The following is a 17,387-nucleotide window of genomic DNA, read 5'->3' as shown; positions in this document are numbered from 1 at the left end:
AGCAGAGCGCATGAGTGAGCGCACCATCGACCCAGCCGAGCCGACCCGCATCGACGTTCGCACCGCCGATCCGTACCCGGTCATCATCGGGCGCGGGCTGCTGGGCGATCTCGTCGAACAGGTCACCGGCCGCCCCGGCGTGCGCACCGTCGCGATCTTCCATCAGCCGCCGCTGGCCGAGACGGCCGAGGTGGTCCGGGCGGCCCTGGCCGACAAGGGGATCGACGCACATCGCATCGAGATCCCCGATGCCGAGGCGGGCAAGGATCTGCCCGTGGCCGGATTCTGCTGGGAGGTGCTGGGCCGCATCGGGCTCACTCGCCAGGACATGGTGATCAGCCTGGGCGGCGGCGCGGCCACCGACCTGTCCGGCTTCGTGGCCGCCACCTGGATGCGCGGCGTGCAGGTCATTCACGTGCCCACGACGCTGCTGGCGATGGTCGACGCGGCGGTCGGCGGCAAGACGGGCATCAACACCGAGGCCGGAAAGAATCTCGTCGGCTCCTTCCACGAGCCGGCGGCGGTCATAGTGGACCTGGCGACCCTGGAAACGGTGCCGCGCAACGAGATCGTCGCCGGCATGGCCGAGATCATCAAGGCCGGATTCATCGCCGACCCGGTGATCCTCGAGCTCATCGAGCGCGATCCGGCCGCCGCGCTGGACCCGACCGGCGATGTGCTGCCCGAGCTGGTGCGCCGCGCCATCCAGGTCAAGGCCGATGTGGTGGCCGCCGACCTCAAGGAATCCAGCCTGCGCGAGATCCTGAACTACGGCCACACCCTCGGGCACGCCATCGAGCGCCGCGAGCGGTACCGCTGGCGGCACGGCGCGGCCGTATCGGTGGGCCTGGTCTTCGCCGCCGAACTGGGCCGCCTCGCGGGCCGCCTCGACGACGCCACCGCCGACCGGCACCGCGCGGTGCTCGCGAGCGTCGGCCTGCCGACCACCTACGACGCCGACGCGCTCCCGCAACTGCTGGACACCATGCAGACCGACAAAAAGACCCGCGCGGGCATCGTGCGCTTCGTCGTGCTGGACGGCCTGGCCAAGCCCGGCCGCCTCGAGGGCCCCGACCCCGCGCTACTGGCCGCCGCCTACGCCACCATCGCCCGGGAAGACGCACCCAGCAGCGGCGCGGTACTGCTGTAAAACGCCGCCATCTTCGAGCTGGGCGCCGGCTCGACTCCCGCGGCACCCAGGCAAACGCCTCGGAACGGTCGTCCGACCGGTATCGCACACTCATCGAGGCCGACAATGCCGCCCCGGACACTATGTCCGGGGCGGCATTTCATCGTCCGGTCAACCCGGCGCCGGGATTGCCCAGCGCCGGTGAATCATTCGAGCGTGGAAGAGCTCAGGCAGGAGTGGCGGCGGCGGGTGCCGGCGGCTGGGTGCGGGCCGCGGCCTTGGTGTTCTCCCTGGTGACCAGGAAGCGGCCGGCCGCGACGCCGATCATGGCCGGCACGAAGATCATCAGCAGAATGAACGCCGCGCCCGCGGTGATCTCGAAGCCCAGCCCGTTGTCGCCGAGATCGAACTTCGGGACGAAATCGAGCAGCCAGGCCGCCACCGCAGAGCCGAGGCCGCCGGCGATGGCCGCCTTCAGCCAGCGCATGGTCAGATCCACGCCGCCGCGCTCGGGATCGGGATTGGCCCGCCGATCACCCCGGCCGTCGGCCAGACCCCACACCACACCCGTCGCGACCAGCACGATCAGGCACAGCAACCGCATCCAGGAACCCTGGGTCGGCCAGTAGATCATCCCGAAGCCCAGCACGGTCCGCAGGACGACGGTCAGCGCCCCGAGGACTACGGCGCGTAACACCCACGCATTCATGTCGACCACCCTAACGTGCCGGAGGATTCGAAAAAACAATAACCGGTTACAGAAATATCATTGCGTCGCGGCGCGGCCCTATTCCCTCAGGGCCGCGGCCATGGCCGCGCGGGGCGCGGGCCTGCCGGTGAACTGCTCGACCTGGCCGTATGCCTGATTCAGGAGCATATCCAGACCGCTGACGACCGTCCGGCCCGCCCGCCCGGCTGCCGCGGCCAGCGGCGTCGGCCAGGGGTTGTAAATGGCGTCCAGCAGCACCGGCGCGACGGCCACCGCGTCGGCGATCGGCGCGGCGGCCACCGCGGGGACGGTGCTCACGACCGCGTCGGCGTGACCGCATGCCGCCCGCACCCCCGCCGGGTCGAAATCGATGACCGTGACCGACATGCCCAGGCGCTGAGCCAATTCCGCCGCCCCAGCGGCCCGGCCGCGATCGCGCGCCACCACCGTCACCGCCTGCGCGCCCAGCTCCGCCAGGCCCAGCAGCGCCGGACGCGCGGTACCGCCCGCGCCCAAGACGACCGCGGCCGCGATCTTCTCGATCCCGCCGCCCTGCAGCGCACCGCGCACCCCGTCGACGTCGGTGCAGTCCGCGCGCCATCCGGTGGCGGTGCGCACCAGGGTGTTCGCCGAGCCGACCAGTACCGCGCGCTCGGTGCGTTCGTCGGCGACCGCCAGCGCGGTCTCCTTGCCCGGCATCGTCACCGACAGGCCCACCCACTCCGGGCCCAGCCCGGCGACGAATCCGGGCAGCCCTTCGGCGGTGCATTCGATGCGCTCGTAGGTCCAGTCCAGCCCCAGCTCGCGATAGGCGGCCAGGTGCAGCTGCGGCGACCGCGAATGCGCGATCGGGCTGCCCAGCACCGCCGCGCGGCGGTGGTCGCGATTATCGTCCACTGTCGAGAATTCCGCTCTGCCTGGCCTTTTCGATATTGCGCTGGTGCTCGCTGTAGCTGTCGGTGAACAGCGTCGTGCCCTGTTTGTCCACCGTGACGAAGTACAGCCACGGCCCCGCCGTCGGATTCTCCATCGCGCGCATGGCGCCCAGCGACGGCGAGGAGATCGGGGTCGCCGGCAGACCCGCCATCGCATAGGTGTTCCACGGAGTCTTGCGGTCCCGGTCGGCGTCGGTGGTGGCGACCTCCGTGCTCGACAAGGTGTAGTTCACGGTGGAATCGAACTCGAGCGGCATATTGGCGTTGAGCCGGTTCACGATCACCCGCGCCACCCTCGGCATGTCCGCGGGCAGCGCCTCGCGCTCCACGAGCGACGACGCGATCAGCGTCTGATACGGACTCAGGCTGATGCCCGCGGCCGGGTTGGGTGTCAGCAGGCCCGTCGATTCGTAGCTGTGGGCGCTGGCCGAGACCAGCTGGGCCAGAATCTGGGCCGGCGTGCCGCTGGGATCGAAATCCCATGTGCCCGCAGCGATCAGGCCCTCGAGCTGGCGGGTGCGATCCGGCACCTGACGGACCTGGGCCATGGCCCACTGCGGCACCCCCAAGGCGTTCAGGTCCGTGCCGGCGCCCGCCTGGTCGAGCTGTTCGTAGGTCACGCACTTCTTTGCCGCACCGGTGCCGATGCAACTGGCGTCGGCGATCTTTCGATAGATGCCGTCGTTGCGCGAGCCGGTGTTCACGTCGGTCGAGTCGTGCAGCCGACGACCCTCGGAGATCACCACGTTGCCGACGCGCGAATCCTTGCTCATCAGCGCGGTTGCCGCATCCTCACCCTTGATGTGGGTGGGTATCGCGTAATAGCCGGGCTGCAATGAATTCATGCCCGAATCGCGCACCGCCGCCTGATAGAAGGCACCGGTGCTCTTCACGACTCCTTTGTCGAGCATGGCCTTGGCGATCTGCTCGGCGGTATCGCCCGGATGCACCTGCACCACCGCCAGCGGACCCGGCGGGCCCGCGTAGTCCTCCGGGCCCCCGACCCGGCCCATGATCTTGTAGCCCGCATACACCGCGGCCACCGCGAACAGCACCACGAAGACGGTGCCGACATACATCAGGTTGCGCCGCCGCCGCTTTCGCTCGGCGGCCTTGCGCGAGGCGACACGGGACTTGCGGCCGCGCGATCCCCGGCCGCGCTCCGACGGCTCCCGCCGCCCCTTCTGCGCGCCGCCCTTGGTGGCCGTGCGCGGACCGCGAGCAGTCTGCTTGCGGGCGGGGGCGGGCTCCTCGGCCTGGCGCCTGCCGCGGCGCGGTGCACGCCGGGCGGGCGATTCGGCCATCAGTTCCTGGTCGTAGGCTTCCTCCGGATATTCGCCGGTGCCATAACCTCGGCCGTCGTATTCGCCCTGCTCAGGCTCGCCGTAACCCTGGTCGACATACCCGTGGTCGGGATAGTTCTGGCCATAGCCTCGGTCGCCGTAGCCCTGGTCGGCATAGTCGTGGTAGCCGGCCTGCGGGTGCCCCTGGTCGTAACCGTGCTGGTCGTAGCCCTGATCGGCGTAACCCTGCTGGTCGTAGCCCTGATCGGCGTAACCGTGCGCGCCATGCTGCGGCTCGTACCCGTGCTCGCCCTGGTAACCGCCGTCGTAAGCGTCGCTGTACCGCGGGATGACGCCGGTGTCCTGGTATTCGTCCCAATCGTCCTCGTCCGGGGCCGCGTGCCGGGCGCGACGACCGCGGGCGGGCCGACCCCCTCCGCCGCCCCGAGCGGCCTCCGCGGCCTTGGCCCCACGCCCTGATCCGAGGTCGCCGCCGCGGCCGGAACGCGCACGATCGCCGCGGCGCGCCCGGGGCTCGTCCCCGCCCGCCGCGCGCATCTCACCGCTGCGAGCGGCCGGGATTTCACTGCTGCGGGCCGCCGGGGACTCGGTATCGCCCCAATCCTGATCGGAACGGCGGTAACGGCGTTCCTCGGTACTCTGCCGAAGGCGTTCCTCCGCTCGGAGCCAGCGGTCATTCATCCGCCTACCCCGTCGCCTGCGTCACCGGCCGACCTTAACACCGCACTCCGTTCGTCCAACCATCCTTGCAGGATCGATACGGCCGCCGCCTGGTCGATCATCTGCCGCTGGCCACGTGCGCGAACTCCACTGTCTCGCAATGCACGTGCAGCTGTCACCGTAGTCAAACGTTCGTCGGAAAGTCGTATCGGCACGGCTGGGCACAGTGCGTGCAAATCTTTAGCAAATCTCACGGCCATGGCGGCGGACGTGCCGTTCTCGCCGCGGAGCGTGCGGGGAAGGCCGACGATCACCTCGACGGCCTCGTACTCCCGCACAATTTCGGCAATCCTGGCCAGATCCGTTGCCGGAGCGCGGTTCCCCCCGGACCGCCCGCTCTTGGCCCGTTGGACGGTCTCCACCGGGGTGGCCAGAATTCCGTCCGGATCGGACGAGGCGACGCCGATGCGGACCGTGCCGACGTCGATGCCGATGCGTCTGCCGCGGCCCGGGTCGGTCGCGGGGTCCGGCCGGTCGGAACTCGGCCCTGCCATCACCCGGCGAGCTCGGCCACCCGCGCCCGCACCGCGGCCAGCCCGGCCGCGATCCCCGACGGGTCCGAGCCTGCACCCTGCGCCATCTCCGGCTTGCCGCCACCACGGCCGGCAATGCTCGGGCCGAAGCTCGCGACCAGATCTCCGGCCTTGAATCCGAGGTCCTGCGCGGCCTTGCTCACCGCGACGACGAACGGCACCTTGCCCTCGACGTTGCCCAGCAGCACCACCACGGCCGGCTCACTGCCGAAACGACCGCGGATATCGCTCACCAGGGTGCGCAGATCGCCCGCACCCACGCCCTCCGGGGCGGCGGCGGCGACCAGCAGCACGCGGCCCACCCGCTCGGCCTCCTCGACGAACTTCCCGGCCTGCGAGAGCACCGCCTGTACCTTGGTGCGCTCGAGCTCCTTCTCGGCGACCTTGAGCCGCTCGACCAGCTGCTCGACACGGCCGGGCACCTCCTCCGAGGGCACCTTCAGCGCGGAGGCGACGCCGGCGAGCAGCGCGCGCTCCTTGGCCAAATACCGGTACGAGTCCAGGCCGACGAAGGCCTCCACGCGCCGCACGCCCGAGCCGACCGACGACTCGCCGAGCACGGTGATCGGCCCGATCTGCGAGGAGTGCTCGACGTGCGTGCCGCCGCACAGCTCCATCGAGAACGGCCCGCCGATCTCCACGACGCGCACCTCGTCGCCGTAGTTCTCGCCGAACAGCGCCATCGCTCCCATCGCCTTGGCCTTGGGCAGATCGGTGACGAAGGTGTTCACCGGAAAGTCCGCGCCGACGGCGTCGTTGGACACGGCCTCGATGTCGGCCTTCTGCGCCTCGGACAGCTGGCCCTGCCAGTTGAAGTCGAACCGCAGGTAGCCGGGCTTGTTCAGCGAACCCGCCTGCACCGCGTTGGGTCCGAGCACCTGCCGCAGCGCGGCGTGCACCATGTGCGTGCCCGAATGGCCCTGCGTCGCGCCCCGGCGCCACGCCGGGTCGACCTGAGCCAGGACCGTATCGCCCTCGGTGAGCTGGCCCTGTTCGACCGTGGTCTTGTGCACCCACAGCGTCTTAGCGATCTTCTGCACGTCGGACACCCGCAGCTTGGCGCCCGTGGCGGTCATGCTGCCTCGGTCGGCGATCTGGCCACCCGACTCGGCGTAGAACGGGCTGCGATCCAGGATCACCTCGACGTCCTGGCCCACTGTCGCGGTCGGCACCCGCACGCCGCCGGAGATCAGCGCCAGCACCTTCGCCTCCGAGCTGAGTTCGCCGAAACCGGTGAACTCGGTGGCGCCGCGGTCGACGAACTCCTTGTAGATCGTCAGGTCGGCGTGGGCGTGCTTGCGGGACTGCGCATCCTCCTTGGCGCGCTGGCGCTGCTCGGCCATCAGCTCCCGGAAACCGGTCTCGTCGACCTCGAGCCCGGCCTCGGCGGCCATCTCCAGGGTCAGATCGATCGGGAAGCCGTAGGTGTCGTGCAGCGTGAACGCATCGGTGCCCGAAATACGCTTGCCGCCACCGGTTTTCACCTCGTCGACGGTCTCGTCGAACAGCTTGGTGCCGGTGGAGAGCGTCTTGAGGAACGCGGTCTCCTCGCCGACGGCGACGTTCTCGATGCGCCGCAGGTCCGTGGCCAGCTCCGGGTACGACGGCGACATGAGCTCGCTGACGACCTTCATGAATTCGGACATCACCGGCTTCTCCGCGCCCAGCAGGCGCGCGGAGCGCACGATCCGGCGCAGCAGGCGGCGCAGCACGTAGCCCCGGCCGTCATTGCCGGGGTTGACGCCGTCGGCGATCAGCATCGCGGCGGTGCGGGCGTGGTCGGCGATGACGCGGAAGCGCACGTCGTCGGCGTGCTCCACCGCGTACGACTTGCCGGTCAGCTCCTCGGCCTTGGTGATGATCGGGCGCAGCAGATCGGTCTCGTAGACGTTGTCCACGCCCTGCAGCAGGAACGCGACACGCTCGACACCCATGCCGGTGTCGATGTTCTTTTTCGGCAGCGGGCCCAGGATCTCGAAGTTGTCCTTGCCGCGGCCCTCGCCCCGCTCGTTCTGCATGAACACGAGGTTCCAGATCTCGATGTACCGATCCTCGTCGGCCTCGGGGCCGCCCTCCAGTCCGTACTCGGGACCGCGGTCGAAATAGATCTCCGAGCACGGGCCGCACGGGCCGGGAATGCCCATCGACCAGTAGTTGTCGGCCATGCCGCGGCGCTGGATCCGCTCGGACGGCACGCCGATCGAGCGCCAGATCTGCTCGGCCTCGTCATCGTCGAGATAGACGGTGACCCACAGCCTTTCGGCATCGAAGCCGTAGCCGCCGTCCTCGACGGCATTGGTCAGCAGCGACCAGGCCAGCTCGGTGGCCCTGCGCTTGAAGTAGTCGCCGAAGCTGAAGTTGCCCGCCATCTGGAAGAACGTGTTGTGCCGGGTGGTGATGCCGACGTTCTCGATGTCCAGGGTGCGCACGCACTTCTGCACGCTCGTCGCGGTCGCGTACGGCGGCGTCTGCTGCCCGAGGAAAAACGGCACGAACTGAACCATGCCTGCGTTCACGAACAGCAGGTTGGGGTCGGCCAGGATCAGCGAGGCACTGGATACCTCGGTGTGTCCGGCACGGACGAAATGGTCCAAGAAGCGCCGTCGAATCTCGTGGGTCTGCACAAATATCCAGCCTACCGGGAGGGGTCCAGGGAGTTTTCGGGGGTAGCGGGTCGAGCGCTGGTCAGCGGACCACGGTTCATTTCCCCCGGACGATCCGGCGCAGTTTGGTCACCCGGGAGCCGATTTCGCGCTCGTAGCCGTGATCGGTGGGCCGGTAGTAGTCGACGCCCACCAGCTCGTCGGGCGGATACTGCTGGGACAGCACGCCGTCGGGATGATCGTGGGGGTATCTGTAGCCCTGGGCGTTGCCCAGGGCTGCCGCGCCCGCATAGTGGCCGTCCCGCAGATGCGGCGGGACGGCACCGGCCTTGCCCGCGTTGATATCCGCCAGGGCCGCGCCGATGGCCGCGGGGACCGCGCCGGACTTGGGGGCGGTGGCGATGTGGATGGTGGCGTGGGTCAGGGCCAGTTTGGCCTCCGGCATGCCGACCAGCTGGACGACCTGGGCCGCGGCCACCGCGGTCTGCAGGGCGGTCGGATCGGCCATGCCGACCTCCTCGCTGGCCTGGATCATCAGGCGGCGAGCGATGAAGCGCGCGTCCTCGCCGGCGCTGATCATTCGGGCCAGGTAGTGCAGCGCGGCATCGACGTCCGAGCCGCGCAGGGACTTGATGAAGGCGCTGATCACGTCGTAGTGCTGATCCCCGGCCCGGTCGTAACGCACCGCGGCCTTGTCGACGCTGGCCTCCACCAGATCGACATCGACCGCGCCGTCCAGGGAGGATTCGGCCGACGCCTCGAGCGCCGTGAGCGAGCGGCGGGCGTCGCCCCCGGCGATGCGCACGATGTGATCCAGTGCGGCATCGGTAACCGTGTACGCGCCGTTCAGCCCACGGGGGTCGGCGATCGCGCGGCGCAACACCTCGCGAATATCGTTGTCGGACAGCGATTTCAGCTGCAGCACCAGCGAGCGCGACAGCAGCGGCGACACCACCGAGAATGACGGATTCTCCGTCGTGGCGCCGACCAGCAGCACCACCCGGTTCTCCACCGCGGCCAGCAGCGCGTCCTGCTGAGTCTTGGAGAAGCGGTGCACCTCGTCGATGAACAGCACCGTCTGCTCCCCGGCCAGCAGCCGCCGCCGCGCCAGGTCGATGACCGCGCGCACCTCCTTCACCCCCGCCGAGAGCGCCGACAGCGCCTCGAACCGGCGGCCGGTGGCCTGCGAGAGCAGCGAGGCCAGCGTGGTCTTGCCGGTGCCCGGCGGCCCGTACAGCAGCACCGACGCCGCCCCCGACCCCTCGATCAGCCGCCGCAGCGGCGACCCAGACCCGAGCAGATGCCCCTGCCCCACCACCTCGTCCAGGCTCGCCGGGCGCATCCGCACCGCCAGCGGCGCAAGCCTGCCGGCCGCCTCACCCATCGTGAACTCCCCCGCCCCATTCGGCGCCACCTCCACCCCGGGCGTGTCGAACAACCCCTCGCTCACGCCTGCACCTCGCTGGCGCTCGGCTCCGGCGTGCGCGACGCGCGCTGTGTCGATGGCTCGCTCCGCTGCGCTCCGCTCACACCCGCACCTCGCTGGCGCTCGGCTCCGGCGTGCGCGACGCGCACTGTGTCGATGGCTCGCTCCGCTCACGACTCCACCCCACCGACACCTGGAGGCACGGCGGATGAAAGAGGCTGGTGGAGGACTTACTCACGAATCCAACCGTACCGGCGCACACCGACACATTTCGCACGCCCTTCTGTGCGCGCCTCGACCTGCCCTCCAACCGCCGGCGGTTCACGCGCGGCCAGGAGCGTCACCGCTCCGAGCGGCTGCTCGCGCGGAGATCGCTGCGCTCGGCGTGGTCGGACAGGAAGATCCGGGCCGCCTCGGCGTCGATATCGTCCTGCAGCGCCGCGTCGGACATGTCCCCGAGGTTTGCCGCGCCGCGCAGGAACGGGCCGAAGAGCTGCCAGCCCAGTTCGAGCGCCGCGACGTGCGCGACCGCCAGGGATGCGTCGTGATCGGTGCCGTGGAAGGGGCGGGCCCGCTCGATCAGCCGCGCGATGACCGGGAAGTCCTGCTGCATCGTGGCGACCGGGTATCCGTCCAGAATGCTGCGGGCCAGCACGGTCAGGTGCCGGCGCGGGCGGGCGTCGAGCAGCGACCGGTCGCCGACCTCGGACTGGCCGAACGCGGCGAGCGACTCCGAGGCCAGATGGTCCAGCACCCGGGCGACCAGTTTCTCCTTGCTCCCGAAATGCCGGAAGACCAGGCCATGGTTGACGCCCGCCCGTTCGGCGATGTCCCGGATCGAGGTCGCGGCGGGCCCGCGTTCGACGAACAGATCCGCGGCACTGTCGAGCACCGCGGCGACGACGGCCTCCCGCCCCACCGGGGCCTCACCGACGGGCTCGAGACTCCTTGCGCGATCCGTAGTCATGTGACTACATTAGCGCACAACCCACTGTAGTCGTCCGACTGCACACGAGTCACCGAAGGAGGGCCCGCGGTGCAGCGCATGGTGACGGCGCCCGGCTCACTGCCCCCGATTCACGGACCGGCGCGCACTCGTCCGCGCCGCGCGAATCACTCCTCCCAGTGCTCCTCGAGCGTCGCCGACACGTGTTCGGCGAAATCGCCCAGCACGTCGTCGCCGGTGCAGCGGGCGTCCTCGGCCAGCGCGGCCCAGCGGTTGATCAGGGCCGCCGACCGCGGGATCGACAGGCCGTGCTCGCGCGCCGCGGCGATGCGGGCGTGATCGGCGGGCAGGAACCAGTACGTGGTCAGCCACACCCAGATCAGGCGGGCCTCGAGGATCCGCTCGGCCAGGACGTCGTCGTCGGCCAGGCTCGGCCACACGCCCACGACCTCCGACCGCCACGCCTCGACCAGCTGGCGGGCGCGCTCGCGGGACAGCTCGACATCGCACAGACAGCCCGGGAACGAGACCAGCGCATACGCGATATCCAAAGTGGCATCGCGGAATCCGCCCCATTCGTAGTCCAGGAACCGGGCGCCCTGCTCGTTCAGGATGACGTTGTCGGGGCACAGATCCGAGGGGCTGAACGCGCGATAGCGGCCCGCGGAGAACAGCCGGTTACCCGCGACGATCCGCTGCGCGATCTCGCCGGGCACCTCGATGCCCAGCTCCCGCATCAGCAGCCCGGGCACCTCGCCGATGGCCGCCTCGGCCTGCTGGGCGATGCCGTCGATGCGATGCACCACATCCACCCGGCGCAGCAGCGCGACGAAATCGGCCTCGCGCCCGACGGTGGCGGCGTGCATGCGGCCCATCGCCTGCGCGAAGGCCATCAGCGCATTGCGGCTGGACGGCTCGACTCCGGACTGCAGCACGGCGGTGAGCGAGGCGTTCTCGCCCAGATCGCTCAGGATCAGCAGCCGTTCGGCCAGATTGTGCGCCAGCAGATAGGCGCCGGGACGATGCTCGCTGCTCAGGGCGGTGGTGAACTGATACGACACCGCCTCGCGCAGGAAGGCCGAATCGATGCTGGCGACGCCGGGCGCCAGGCCCCCGACGCGTCGATCGTGCGCGCCGCCACGCAGCTGCTTGATGATCAGCGTACGGGGTAGTGAAAAGGCGTTCTCCGCAACACGCACACGTAGCACAGTTGTCCTACCACTGCCGCTGAGTTCGATCGGATCGCTCAGCTTCACGGGAGCACCCATTCGCCTTGTGAGCAAATGCTGTGCCGCGGACACGACTTCGGCGGCGCGTTCGGCCAATAGTGCGGTCATCGCGATCCAAGTTACTCGCATGAGGTCACTTTCAGCGAGCGGTTCGGCAACCTTTCGCGCGTCGCCCGGCGTGTCTGTGTGAAGGGTCGGCCGCCGGCGCGAGACCCTGGTCCCGGCATCACGGCAGGTCCCCGGCCGGCGCCGGCACCACGCCATCCCGGTATCGCGACATATCGGGCAGGTACACTCGATGGTTGTTTGACACCGTGGGGCGGGTCCGGTTGTCTCATCGCCAACTGCTGTGCGCCACACCGAAAATCAGGCGAATCGAAAGGTCCCCACGATGAGCGACAGCCCACAGTCCGCGCCCGGTGGCAGCCCCGGGGACCGCGCCCAGGAGCAGTTCACCCCCTCCGAACAGCAGGGGGATCTCCCGCGCCCGGCCACCGAGTATCAGGACGCGGGTCACGGACGGCACGAGATGGCGGGCCCGGCCGGGTACCCGCAGTTCGAGGGACCCGGCGCGGCGCAGTACGGCAACGAACCCGTCCAGGGCGCTCCCGCGGTCACCGCCCCGCCGCCACCACCTCCGGTGTTCGGCGCGCCGATACCACCTGTCCACGGGGCGGGCGGGCCGGTTTCCGCGCCGCCGCCGGGCTACGGCCCACCGCCACAGCCCGCGTACGGTCAGCCCGCTCAGCCGGGCTACGGCCAGCCCGTGGGCTACACACCGCTCCCGGGTTACCCCGGCGCCCCCGGAACCGTGCCGCCCGATGCCACCGCGGCCTGGCCCTCCGGCGCGGCGTACCCCGGCACGCAGCCCGCCGGTCCTCCCGGCGCGCCGCCGTCCGTTCCACCCGGCGCCGAGGCACAGCCCGCACCCTCGCCCCGCGGGTTTCCGCCACCCCCTCCTGGCGAGCTGAGCGTCGGCCGCGCCCTGGGCTACGGGTGGGAACGCTTTCGCGCCAATCCGATTCCGTGGATCTCCATCACGCTGATCGGCTTCGTCGCGTATCTGGCGGTGACGCTGGTGATCCGGGCCGGCGGGGTGAATTCCGTGGTGCCGCTGCTGCTGATGTTCCTGGTGGTCGCGGTGGTGGTGTGGCTGTTGCAGGCGGCCATGATCCGCGGAGCGCTGTACGAAACCGACGGCACGCCACCGGATTTCCAGGCGTTCTTCGGATTCGTCAACGCCGGCAACGTCTTGCTGGTCGCCCTCGGGGTGTTCGCGGCCAGCGTGGTGTCGATGATCGTGTTGGCGACCGTAATCGGGCTGGTGTCCACGGGGCTGGGAACCGTGCTGGGCGTAATCGCGGCCATGGCGGTCGGATTCCTGTGTATGTTCGCGCTGCACTTCGTGATCGATGTGGATCAGAGTCCGGTCGCCGCGATCCGATCCAGTGTCCGGCTGGTCCTGGCCAATGTGGGCCAGCTGATCCTGCTCGCGCTCGCGGTGCTGGTACTGACCGCGGTGGCGACCGCGCTGTGCGGGATCGGTCTGCTGGTCGCCGGTCCGGTCACCGTGATGGCGCTGACCTACTCGTATCGCACCCTGACCGACGGCCTCACGCTGTAGTCACTCGACGGAGACCCACCAGCGTTTCACCCGATCCACCGGCCCGCCCTCGCTGCCGTGGCGAGGGCGCAGCCACAGCACGATCACCCCGGCAACGACGATCCCGGCCATGTTCACCGCCAGCTGAACGATCGACAGCAGCGCCTTGTCCCACTCGCCGAGCGTGGCCGCCACCACCGCGAAGCCGGCGGCCGGGATCGTCGTCACATGCAGCACCCTGCAGCCCCTGACTCTCGGCAACTCGGCAGCGATAGGCATCCGGTCTGCAGAGTACTGAGCGGACTGGAAGCAACGCCCCTGCCCCGGCCCAGCCGGGAAACGCGGCGCCTACCGGCCCGTGTATCCGCTACTCGCGCAGGCCGATCGACTCCGGTGCACCGGCGTTCAGCCCGGGAGGTCGATCGATGTGCATCCGGAATCCACCGGTACGACGAACCCTCCCAGCCGATTACAGACCGGGAGGGGCCGTCCAGCATGCAGAGCCGGCGGGATCGCGCAGCAGCGCCTACTTGGGCGCGGCGGTCTTCTTCTCGCCCACCGGGTTTCCGTGCTCGTCGAGCACCACCTCGAGCCCCGCCTCCTTGCGCTGCTGCCGGGTGATGGGCGCGGGCGCGTCGGTCAGCGGGTCGACACCGCCGCCGGACTTCGGGAAGGCGATGACCTCGCGGATCGATTCGACGCCGGCCAGCAGCGCGACGATGCGGTCCCAGCCGAAGGCGATGCCGCCGTGCGGCGGGGCGCCGTAGGAGAACGCGTCGAGCAGGAAGCCGAACTTCTCCTGCGCCTCGTCGTGGCCGATGCCCATGACCTTGAACACCCGCTCCTGCACGTCGCGGCGGTGGATGCGGATGCTGCCGCCGCCGATCTCGTTGCCATTGCAGACGATGTCGTACGCGTAGGCCAGCGCCGCACCGGGATCGGTGTCGAAGGTTTCCAGGAATTCGGGCCGGGGCGAGGTGAAGGCGTGATGCACCGCGGTCCACGCCGAATGTCCCAGCGCCACATCGCCGCTGGCGGTCGCCTCGGCCGCGGGCTCGAACATGGGCGCGTCCACGATCCACACGAACGCCCACGCGTTCTCGTCGATCAGGCCGCACTTGCGCGCGATCTCGCCGCGCGCGGCGCCCAGCAGTGCCCGCTGCGCCTTGGTCTCCCCGGCCGCGAAGAACACGCAGTCGCCCGGGTCGGCGCCGACGTGCTTGGCCAGGCCCTCGCGCTCGGCGTCGCTGAGGTTCTTGGCGACCGGACCGCCCAGCGTGCCGTCCTCCTGCACCAGGATGTAGGCCAGGCCCTTCGCGCCGCGCTGCTTGGCCCAATCCTGCCAGGCGTCGAGCTGGCGCCGGGGCTGGCTCGCGCCGCCGGGCATCACGACCGCGCCGACATAGGGCGCCTGGAACACCCGGAACGGGGTGTCCTTGAAATACTCTGTGCACTCGGTGATTTCGACACCGAAGCGCAGGTCCGGCTTGTCTGTGCCGAAGCGGCGCATGGCCTCGGCGTAGGTCATGTGCGGGATCGGCGCGGCGATCTTGTAGCCGACCAGCTTCCACAGCGCGCTCAGGATGTCCTCGGCCAGCAGGATCACATCCTCCTGCGTCACGAAGCTCATCTCGATATCGAGCTGGGTGAACTCGGGCTGCCGGTCGGCGCGGAAGTCCTCGTCGCGGTAGCAGCGCGCGATCTGGTAGTAGCGCTCGACACCCGAGACCATCAGCAGCTGCTTGAACAGCTGGGGGCTCTGCGGCAGCGCGTAGAACTTGCCGGGCTGCAGGCGCGCGGGGACCAGGAAGTCGCGCGCGCCCTCGGGGGTGGAGCGCGTCATCGTCGGCGTCTCAACCTCGACGAACGCATGCTCGGCCAGCACCGCGCGGGCGGCGGCGTTGGCCCGCGAGCGCAGCCGGATGGCATGCGCCGGGCCCTCGCGACGCAGATCCAGGTAGCGGTACTTGAGCCGGGCCTCCTCGCCGGGCTGCTCGTCGAGCTGGAACGGCAGCGGCGCGGCCTCGTTGAGCACCACGAGCTGGGTGACGTTGACCTCGATCGCGCCGGTCGGCAGGTTCGGGTTCTCGCTGCCGGCGGGCCGCGGCTCGACGACGCCGGTCACCTGCACGCAGTATTCCGCGCGCAACCGGTGCGCCTGCTCGGCCGGGACGCCCTCACGGAACACCACCTGTGACACACCCGACGCATCGCGCAGATCGATGAAGATCACGCCACCGTGGTCTCGACGGCGAGCCACCCAACCGGTGAGGGTCACGGTCAGACCGGCGTGTTCGCTTCGCAGCGAACCTGCCAAGTGGGTGCGCAGCACGGGGTTCCTTTCGACGGCTCGGTGCATCGGCTGGTGTGGACGGATGCGCTCCCATCCTAAAGAGACACGTTCGCCGACCGGAAACCGATATCCCCGCCAACCGTGCCAAGCTGTAGTTTGCGCGCGGCTTGCCCGCGTGCGCCATCCCATCGAACGCGGGCGAGAGGGCCACGGGTGACCTTCAACGAGGGCATGCAGATCGATCCGAATCGGGTGTCGTCCGGGGGCGGGCCCGGCAGGGGCGGCAAGATCGCCCTGGGCGGCGCGGGCGGTCTGATCGTGCTGGTGCTGGCCCTGCTGCTGGGCGGCGATCCGAGTTCGCTGCTGCACGACATCACCGGGGCGCAGTCCACCGCCGCACCGAAGACCGCCCCCGGCACTCCCGCCCACTGCCGGACCGGCGCGGACGCCAACAGGTACGTCGACTGCCGGGTCGTGCTGACCACGCAAAGCCTGGATGCAGTGTGGGGCACGGAACTGCCCCGGCAGACCCGCACCGCCTACACGCCGCCGCAGGTGACGCTGTTCACCGGCGCGGTGAGCACCGGGTGCGGGCGGGCCACCAGCGCGGTCGGCCCGTTCTACTGCCCCGCGGACCGCACGGCCTACTTCGATACCGCCTTCTTCCAGGAGCTGGTCGACAAGTTCGGTTCCAGCGGCGGCCCGCTGGCTCAGGAATACGTGGTGGCGCACGAGGTCGGCCACCACATCCAGAATCTGCTCGGCGATTCGGGCCGCGCGCAGCGCGATCCGAAGGGGCCCGCGTCCGGTTCGGTGCGCCTGGAGCTGCAGGCCGACTGCTACGCGGGCCTGTGGGCGCACTACGCCGACAAGCTCCCCGCCCCGGGCGGCAGCCAGCCCTTCCTGAAGCCCCTGTCGGACAAGGATATTCAGGACGCGCTCTCGGCCGCGGCAGCCGTCGGCGACGACCGCATCCAGCAGGCGGCAACCGGACGGGTCAATCCCGAGTCCTGGACGCACGGCTCCTCCGCGGAACGCCAGAAGTGGCTCATGGCCGGATACCGCACCGGCCAGGTGCGGGCGTGCGATACCTTCTCCGCCACCGATCTGAACAACCCCGCCGCCCTTCGCTGACGTCCCTTTCGGGCGCGTCGCCCGGAGTTAGCCACAGACTCGGTTCACAATCACCGGACGGCGACGCAAGGGATGACAGGAGAGTGCGGAACATGCGAAGGTTCGGGGCGACACGACGATTCGGGCTGGTCCGGCCGCTGATAGCGGGGACAGCGCTCGCCGTGCTGCTCCTCGGCGCGGGCCGCACGGGCACCGCCGCCGCGGACGCCCCGGCCACCACGCCCGCGACCTCGAGCCCGGCCGCATCGCCCGCGCAATCGCCGGTCTCCGCCACGCCGGAGCCGCCGAACGATTCGACGACCCACATCCCCGCCGCCACACCGCCGGTACCCGCGGCGCCGACGACGAGCCGGCAGGCGCCGAGTCCGTCCGCGCCGACCTCACCCGCCGCGGCGGTGGTCGCCGCGCCGGTCGAGGCGCCACTCTCGGTGGTGCTCACGACGATTCACGGCGGATCCGGTTCCATCGATCCGACGCCGACGCTGTCGGTGCGGGCGGACGGCCGGGCCGTCGGTATCACCACCGACGCGCACGCGGCGCCGCATCCCGCGGCCGGTCACGTCCCGACCGACGTTCTCACCGCGAGCTACGCCGAAGCCAAGAGCCTCGCGTCGGCGGATATGGGCGAGCCCGCGGAGGGCTCGGCCGGCAGTACCCTGCTCGACTTCCTCGGGCCCACCCCGGATCAGGACATCCACCTGGTCGTGTACGGACCGGACACCAGCAGGGACCTCACGCGGGAGCAGCAGGCCAACCGCGCCCGCTTCGCCTACCTGTGCACGAAGCTCACGGCCGCCTTCGTCCCGGATCATTGAGATCCGGA

General features: G+C 70.0%; 13 protein-coding genes and 1 pseudogene. 4 read left to right on the top strand and 10 right to left on the bottom strand.

What is annotated here, in order from left to right; translation table 11 throughout:
• The first annotated feature begins 10 nt into the window (after window positions 1–10).
• Entirely contained in the window at window positions 11–1,150 is a 1,140-nt protein-coding gene (aroB, locus tag KO481_RS26795; RefSeq protein ID WP_215920930.1) for a 3-dehydroquinate synthase, read from the top strand.
• Window positions 1,151–1,355: 205 nt separating this feature from the next.
• Here aroB and KO481_RS26790 read toward each other — a convergent pair whose 3' ends face one another.
• The 8 genes from KO481_RS26790 to KO481_RS26755 all read right to left on the bottom strand — a co-directional run bounded on the left by KO481_RS26790 (window position 1,356) and on the right by KO481_RS26755 (window position 11,642).
• Window positions 1,356–1,838, bottom strand: a complete 483-nt coding sequence (locus KO481_RS26790) for a B-4DMT family transporter (protein ID WP_245401546.1) — start codon at window positions 1,836–1,838, stop codon at window positions 1,356–1,358.
• 78 nt (window positions 1,839–1,916) lie between these two features.
• On the bottom strand, window positions 1,917–2,735 hold the full coding sequence (locus KO481_RS26785; RefSeq protein ID WP_215920926.1) for a shikimate dehydrogenase: 819 nt from the start codon (window positions 2,733–2,735) through the stop codon (window positions 1,917–1,919).
• A complete protein-coding gene (mltG, locus tag KO481_RS26780) occupies window positions 2,725–4,407 on the bottom strand; it encodes an endolytic transglycosylase MltG (RefSeq protein ID WP_443678003.1) in 1,683 nt (560 codons plus the stop codon). The genes KO481_RS26785 and mltG overlap by 11 nt, the downstream gene beginning before the upstream one ends.
• Before the next feature lie 347 nt (window positions 4,408–4,754).
• A complete protein-coding gene (ruvX, locus tag KO481_RS26775) occupies window positions 4,755–5,291 on the bottom strand; it encodes a Holliday junction resolvase RuvX (RefSeq protein ID WP_215921086.1) in 537 nt (178 codons plus the stop codon).
• A complete protein-coding gene (gene alaS, locus KO481_RS26770) occupies window positions 5,291–7,954 on the bottom strand; it encodes an alanine--tRNA ligase (RefSeq protein WP_215920924.1) in 2,664 nt (887 codons plus the stop codon). The genes ruvX and alaS overlap by 1 nt, the downstream gene beginning before the upstream one ends.
• Before the next feature lie 76 nt (window positions 7,955–8,030).
• On the bottom strand, window positions 8,031–9,383 hold the full coding sequence (locus tag KO481_RS26765) for a replication-associated recombination protein A (RefSeq protein ID WP_215920922.1): 1,353 nt from the start codon (window positions 9,381–9,383) through the stop codon (window positions 8,031–8,033).
• A gap of 316 nt (window positions 9,384–9,699) precedes the next feature.
• Window positions 9,700–10,326 carry a TetR/AcrR family transcriptional regulator gene (locus KO481_RS26760; RefSeq protein WP_215920920.1) on the bottom strand — a complete coding sequence of 209 codons (627 nt, stop codon included), beginning with the start codon at window positions 10,324–10,326 and terminating at the stop codon, window positions 9,700–9,702.
• Between the two features lie 146 nt (window positions 10,327–10,472).
• The gene (locus KO481_RS26755; RefSeq protein ID WP_215920918.1) at window positions 10,473–11,642 is read right to left on the bottom strand and encodes a phosphotransferase family protein; all 1,170 of its coding nucleotides are present in this window, start codon (window positions 11,640–11,642) and stop codon (window positions 10,473–10,475) included.
• A 283-nt stretch (window positions 11,643–11,925) separates the two neighbouring features.
• Here KO481_RS26755 and KO481_RS26750 point away from each other — a divergent pair, with 283 nt between their 5' ends.
• Window positions 11,926–13,158 (top strand): DUF2189 domain-containing protein, encoded by a 1,233-nt coding sequence (locus KO481_RS26750; RefSeq protein ID WP_215920916.1) that lies wholly within the window; start codon window positions 11,926–11,928, stop codon window positions 13,156–13,158.
• On the opposite strand, the pseudogene KO481_RS26745 reads toward KO481_RS26750, so the two are convergent.
• Both KO481_RS26745 and aspS read right to left on the bottom strand, forming a co-directional pair.
• Window positions 13,159–13,371 (bottom strand): annotated as a pseudogene (locus KO481_RS26745) (DUF389 domain-containing protein); the annotation flags it as partial.
• A gap of 292 nt (window positions 13,372–13,663) precedes the next feature.
• Window positions 13,664–15,469: an aspartate--tRNA ligase gene (aspS, locus tag KO481_RS26740; RefSeq protein WP_215920914.1), complete on the bottom strand. Its 1,806-nt coding sequence runs from the start codon at window positions 15,467–15,469 to the stop codon at window positions 13,664–13,666.
• A 174-nt stretch (window positions 15,470–15,643) separates the two neighbouring features.
• On the opposite strand from aspS, the gene ypfJ reads away from it, so the two are divergent.
• Window positions 15,644–16,564 carry a KPN_02809 family neutral zinc metallopeptidase gene (gene ypfJ, locus KO481_RS26735; RefSeq protein ID WP_215920912.1) on the top strand — a complete coding sequence of 307 codons (921 nt, stop codon included), beginning with the start codon at window positions 15,644–15,646 and terminating at the stop codon, window positions 16,562–16,564.
• Between the two features lie 92 nt (window positions 16,565–16,656).
• Window positions 16,657–17,379 (top strand): hypothetical protein, encoded by a 723-nt coding sequence (locus KO481_RS26730; RefSeq protein WP_215920910.1) that lies wholly within the window; start codon window positions 16,657–16,659, stop codon window positions 17,377–17,379.
• Window positions 17,380–17,387 lie beyond the last annotated feature (8 nt).

The sequence above is a fragment of the Nocardia albiluteola genome (assembly GCF_018860155.1).
GTDB lineage: Bacteria > Actinomycetota > Actinomycetes > Mycobacteriales > Mycobacteriaceae > Nocardia > Nocardia albiluteola.
Note: the sequence above shows the minus strand (reverse complement) of the source record. Positions and strands in the feature narration are given on the sequence as shown.

Bases quoted from the DNA above. Each gene is read 5' to 3' on its own strand.
- KO481_RS26760 (WP_215920920.1), bottom strand. From the start codon at position 10,326: ATGACTACGGATCGCGCAAGGAGTCTCGAGCCCGTCGGTGAGGCCCCG.
- KO481_RS26755 (WP_215920918.1), bottom strand. From the start codon at position 11,642: ATGACCGCACTATTGGCCGAACGCGCCGCCGAAGTCGTGTCCGCGGCA.
- KO481_RS26730 (WP_215920910.1), top strand. From the start codon at position 16,657: ATGCGAAGGTTCGGGGCGACACGACGATTCGGGCTGGTCCGGCCGCTG.
- KO481_RS26790 (WP_245401546.1), bottom strand. From the start codon at position 1,838: ATGAATGCGTGGGTGTTACGCGCCGTAGTCCTCGGGGCGCTGACCGTC.
- KO481_RS26750 (WP_215920916.1), top strand. From the start codon at position 11,926: ATGAGCGACAGCCCACAGTCCGCGCCCGGTGGCAGCCCCGGGGACCGC.
- ruvX (WP_215921086.1), bottom strand. From the start codon at position 5,291: ATGGCAGGGCCGAGTTCCGACCGGCCGGACCCCGCGACCGACCCGGGC.
- aroB (WP_215920930.1), top strand. From the start codon at position 11: ATGAGTGAGCGCACCATCGACCCAGCCGAGCCGACCCGCATCGACGTT.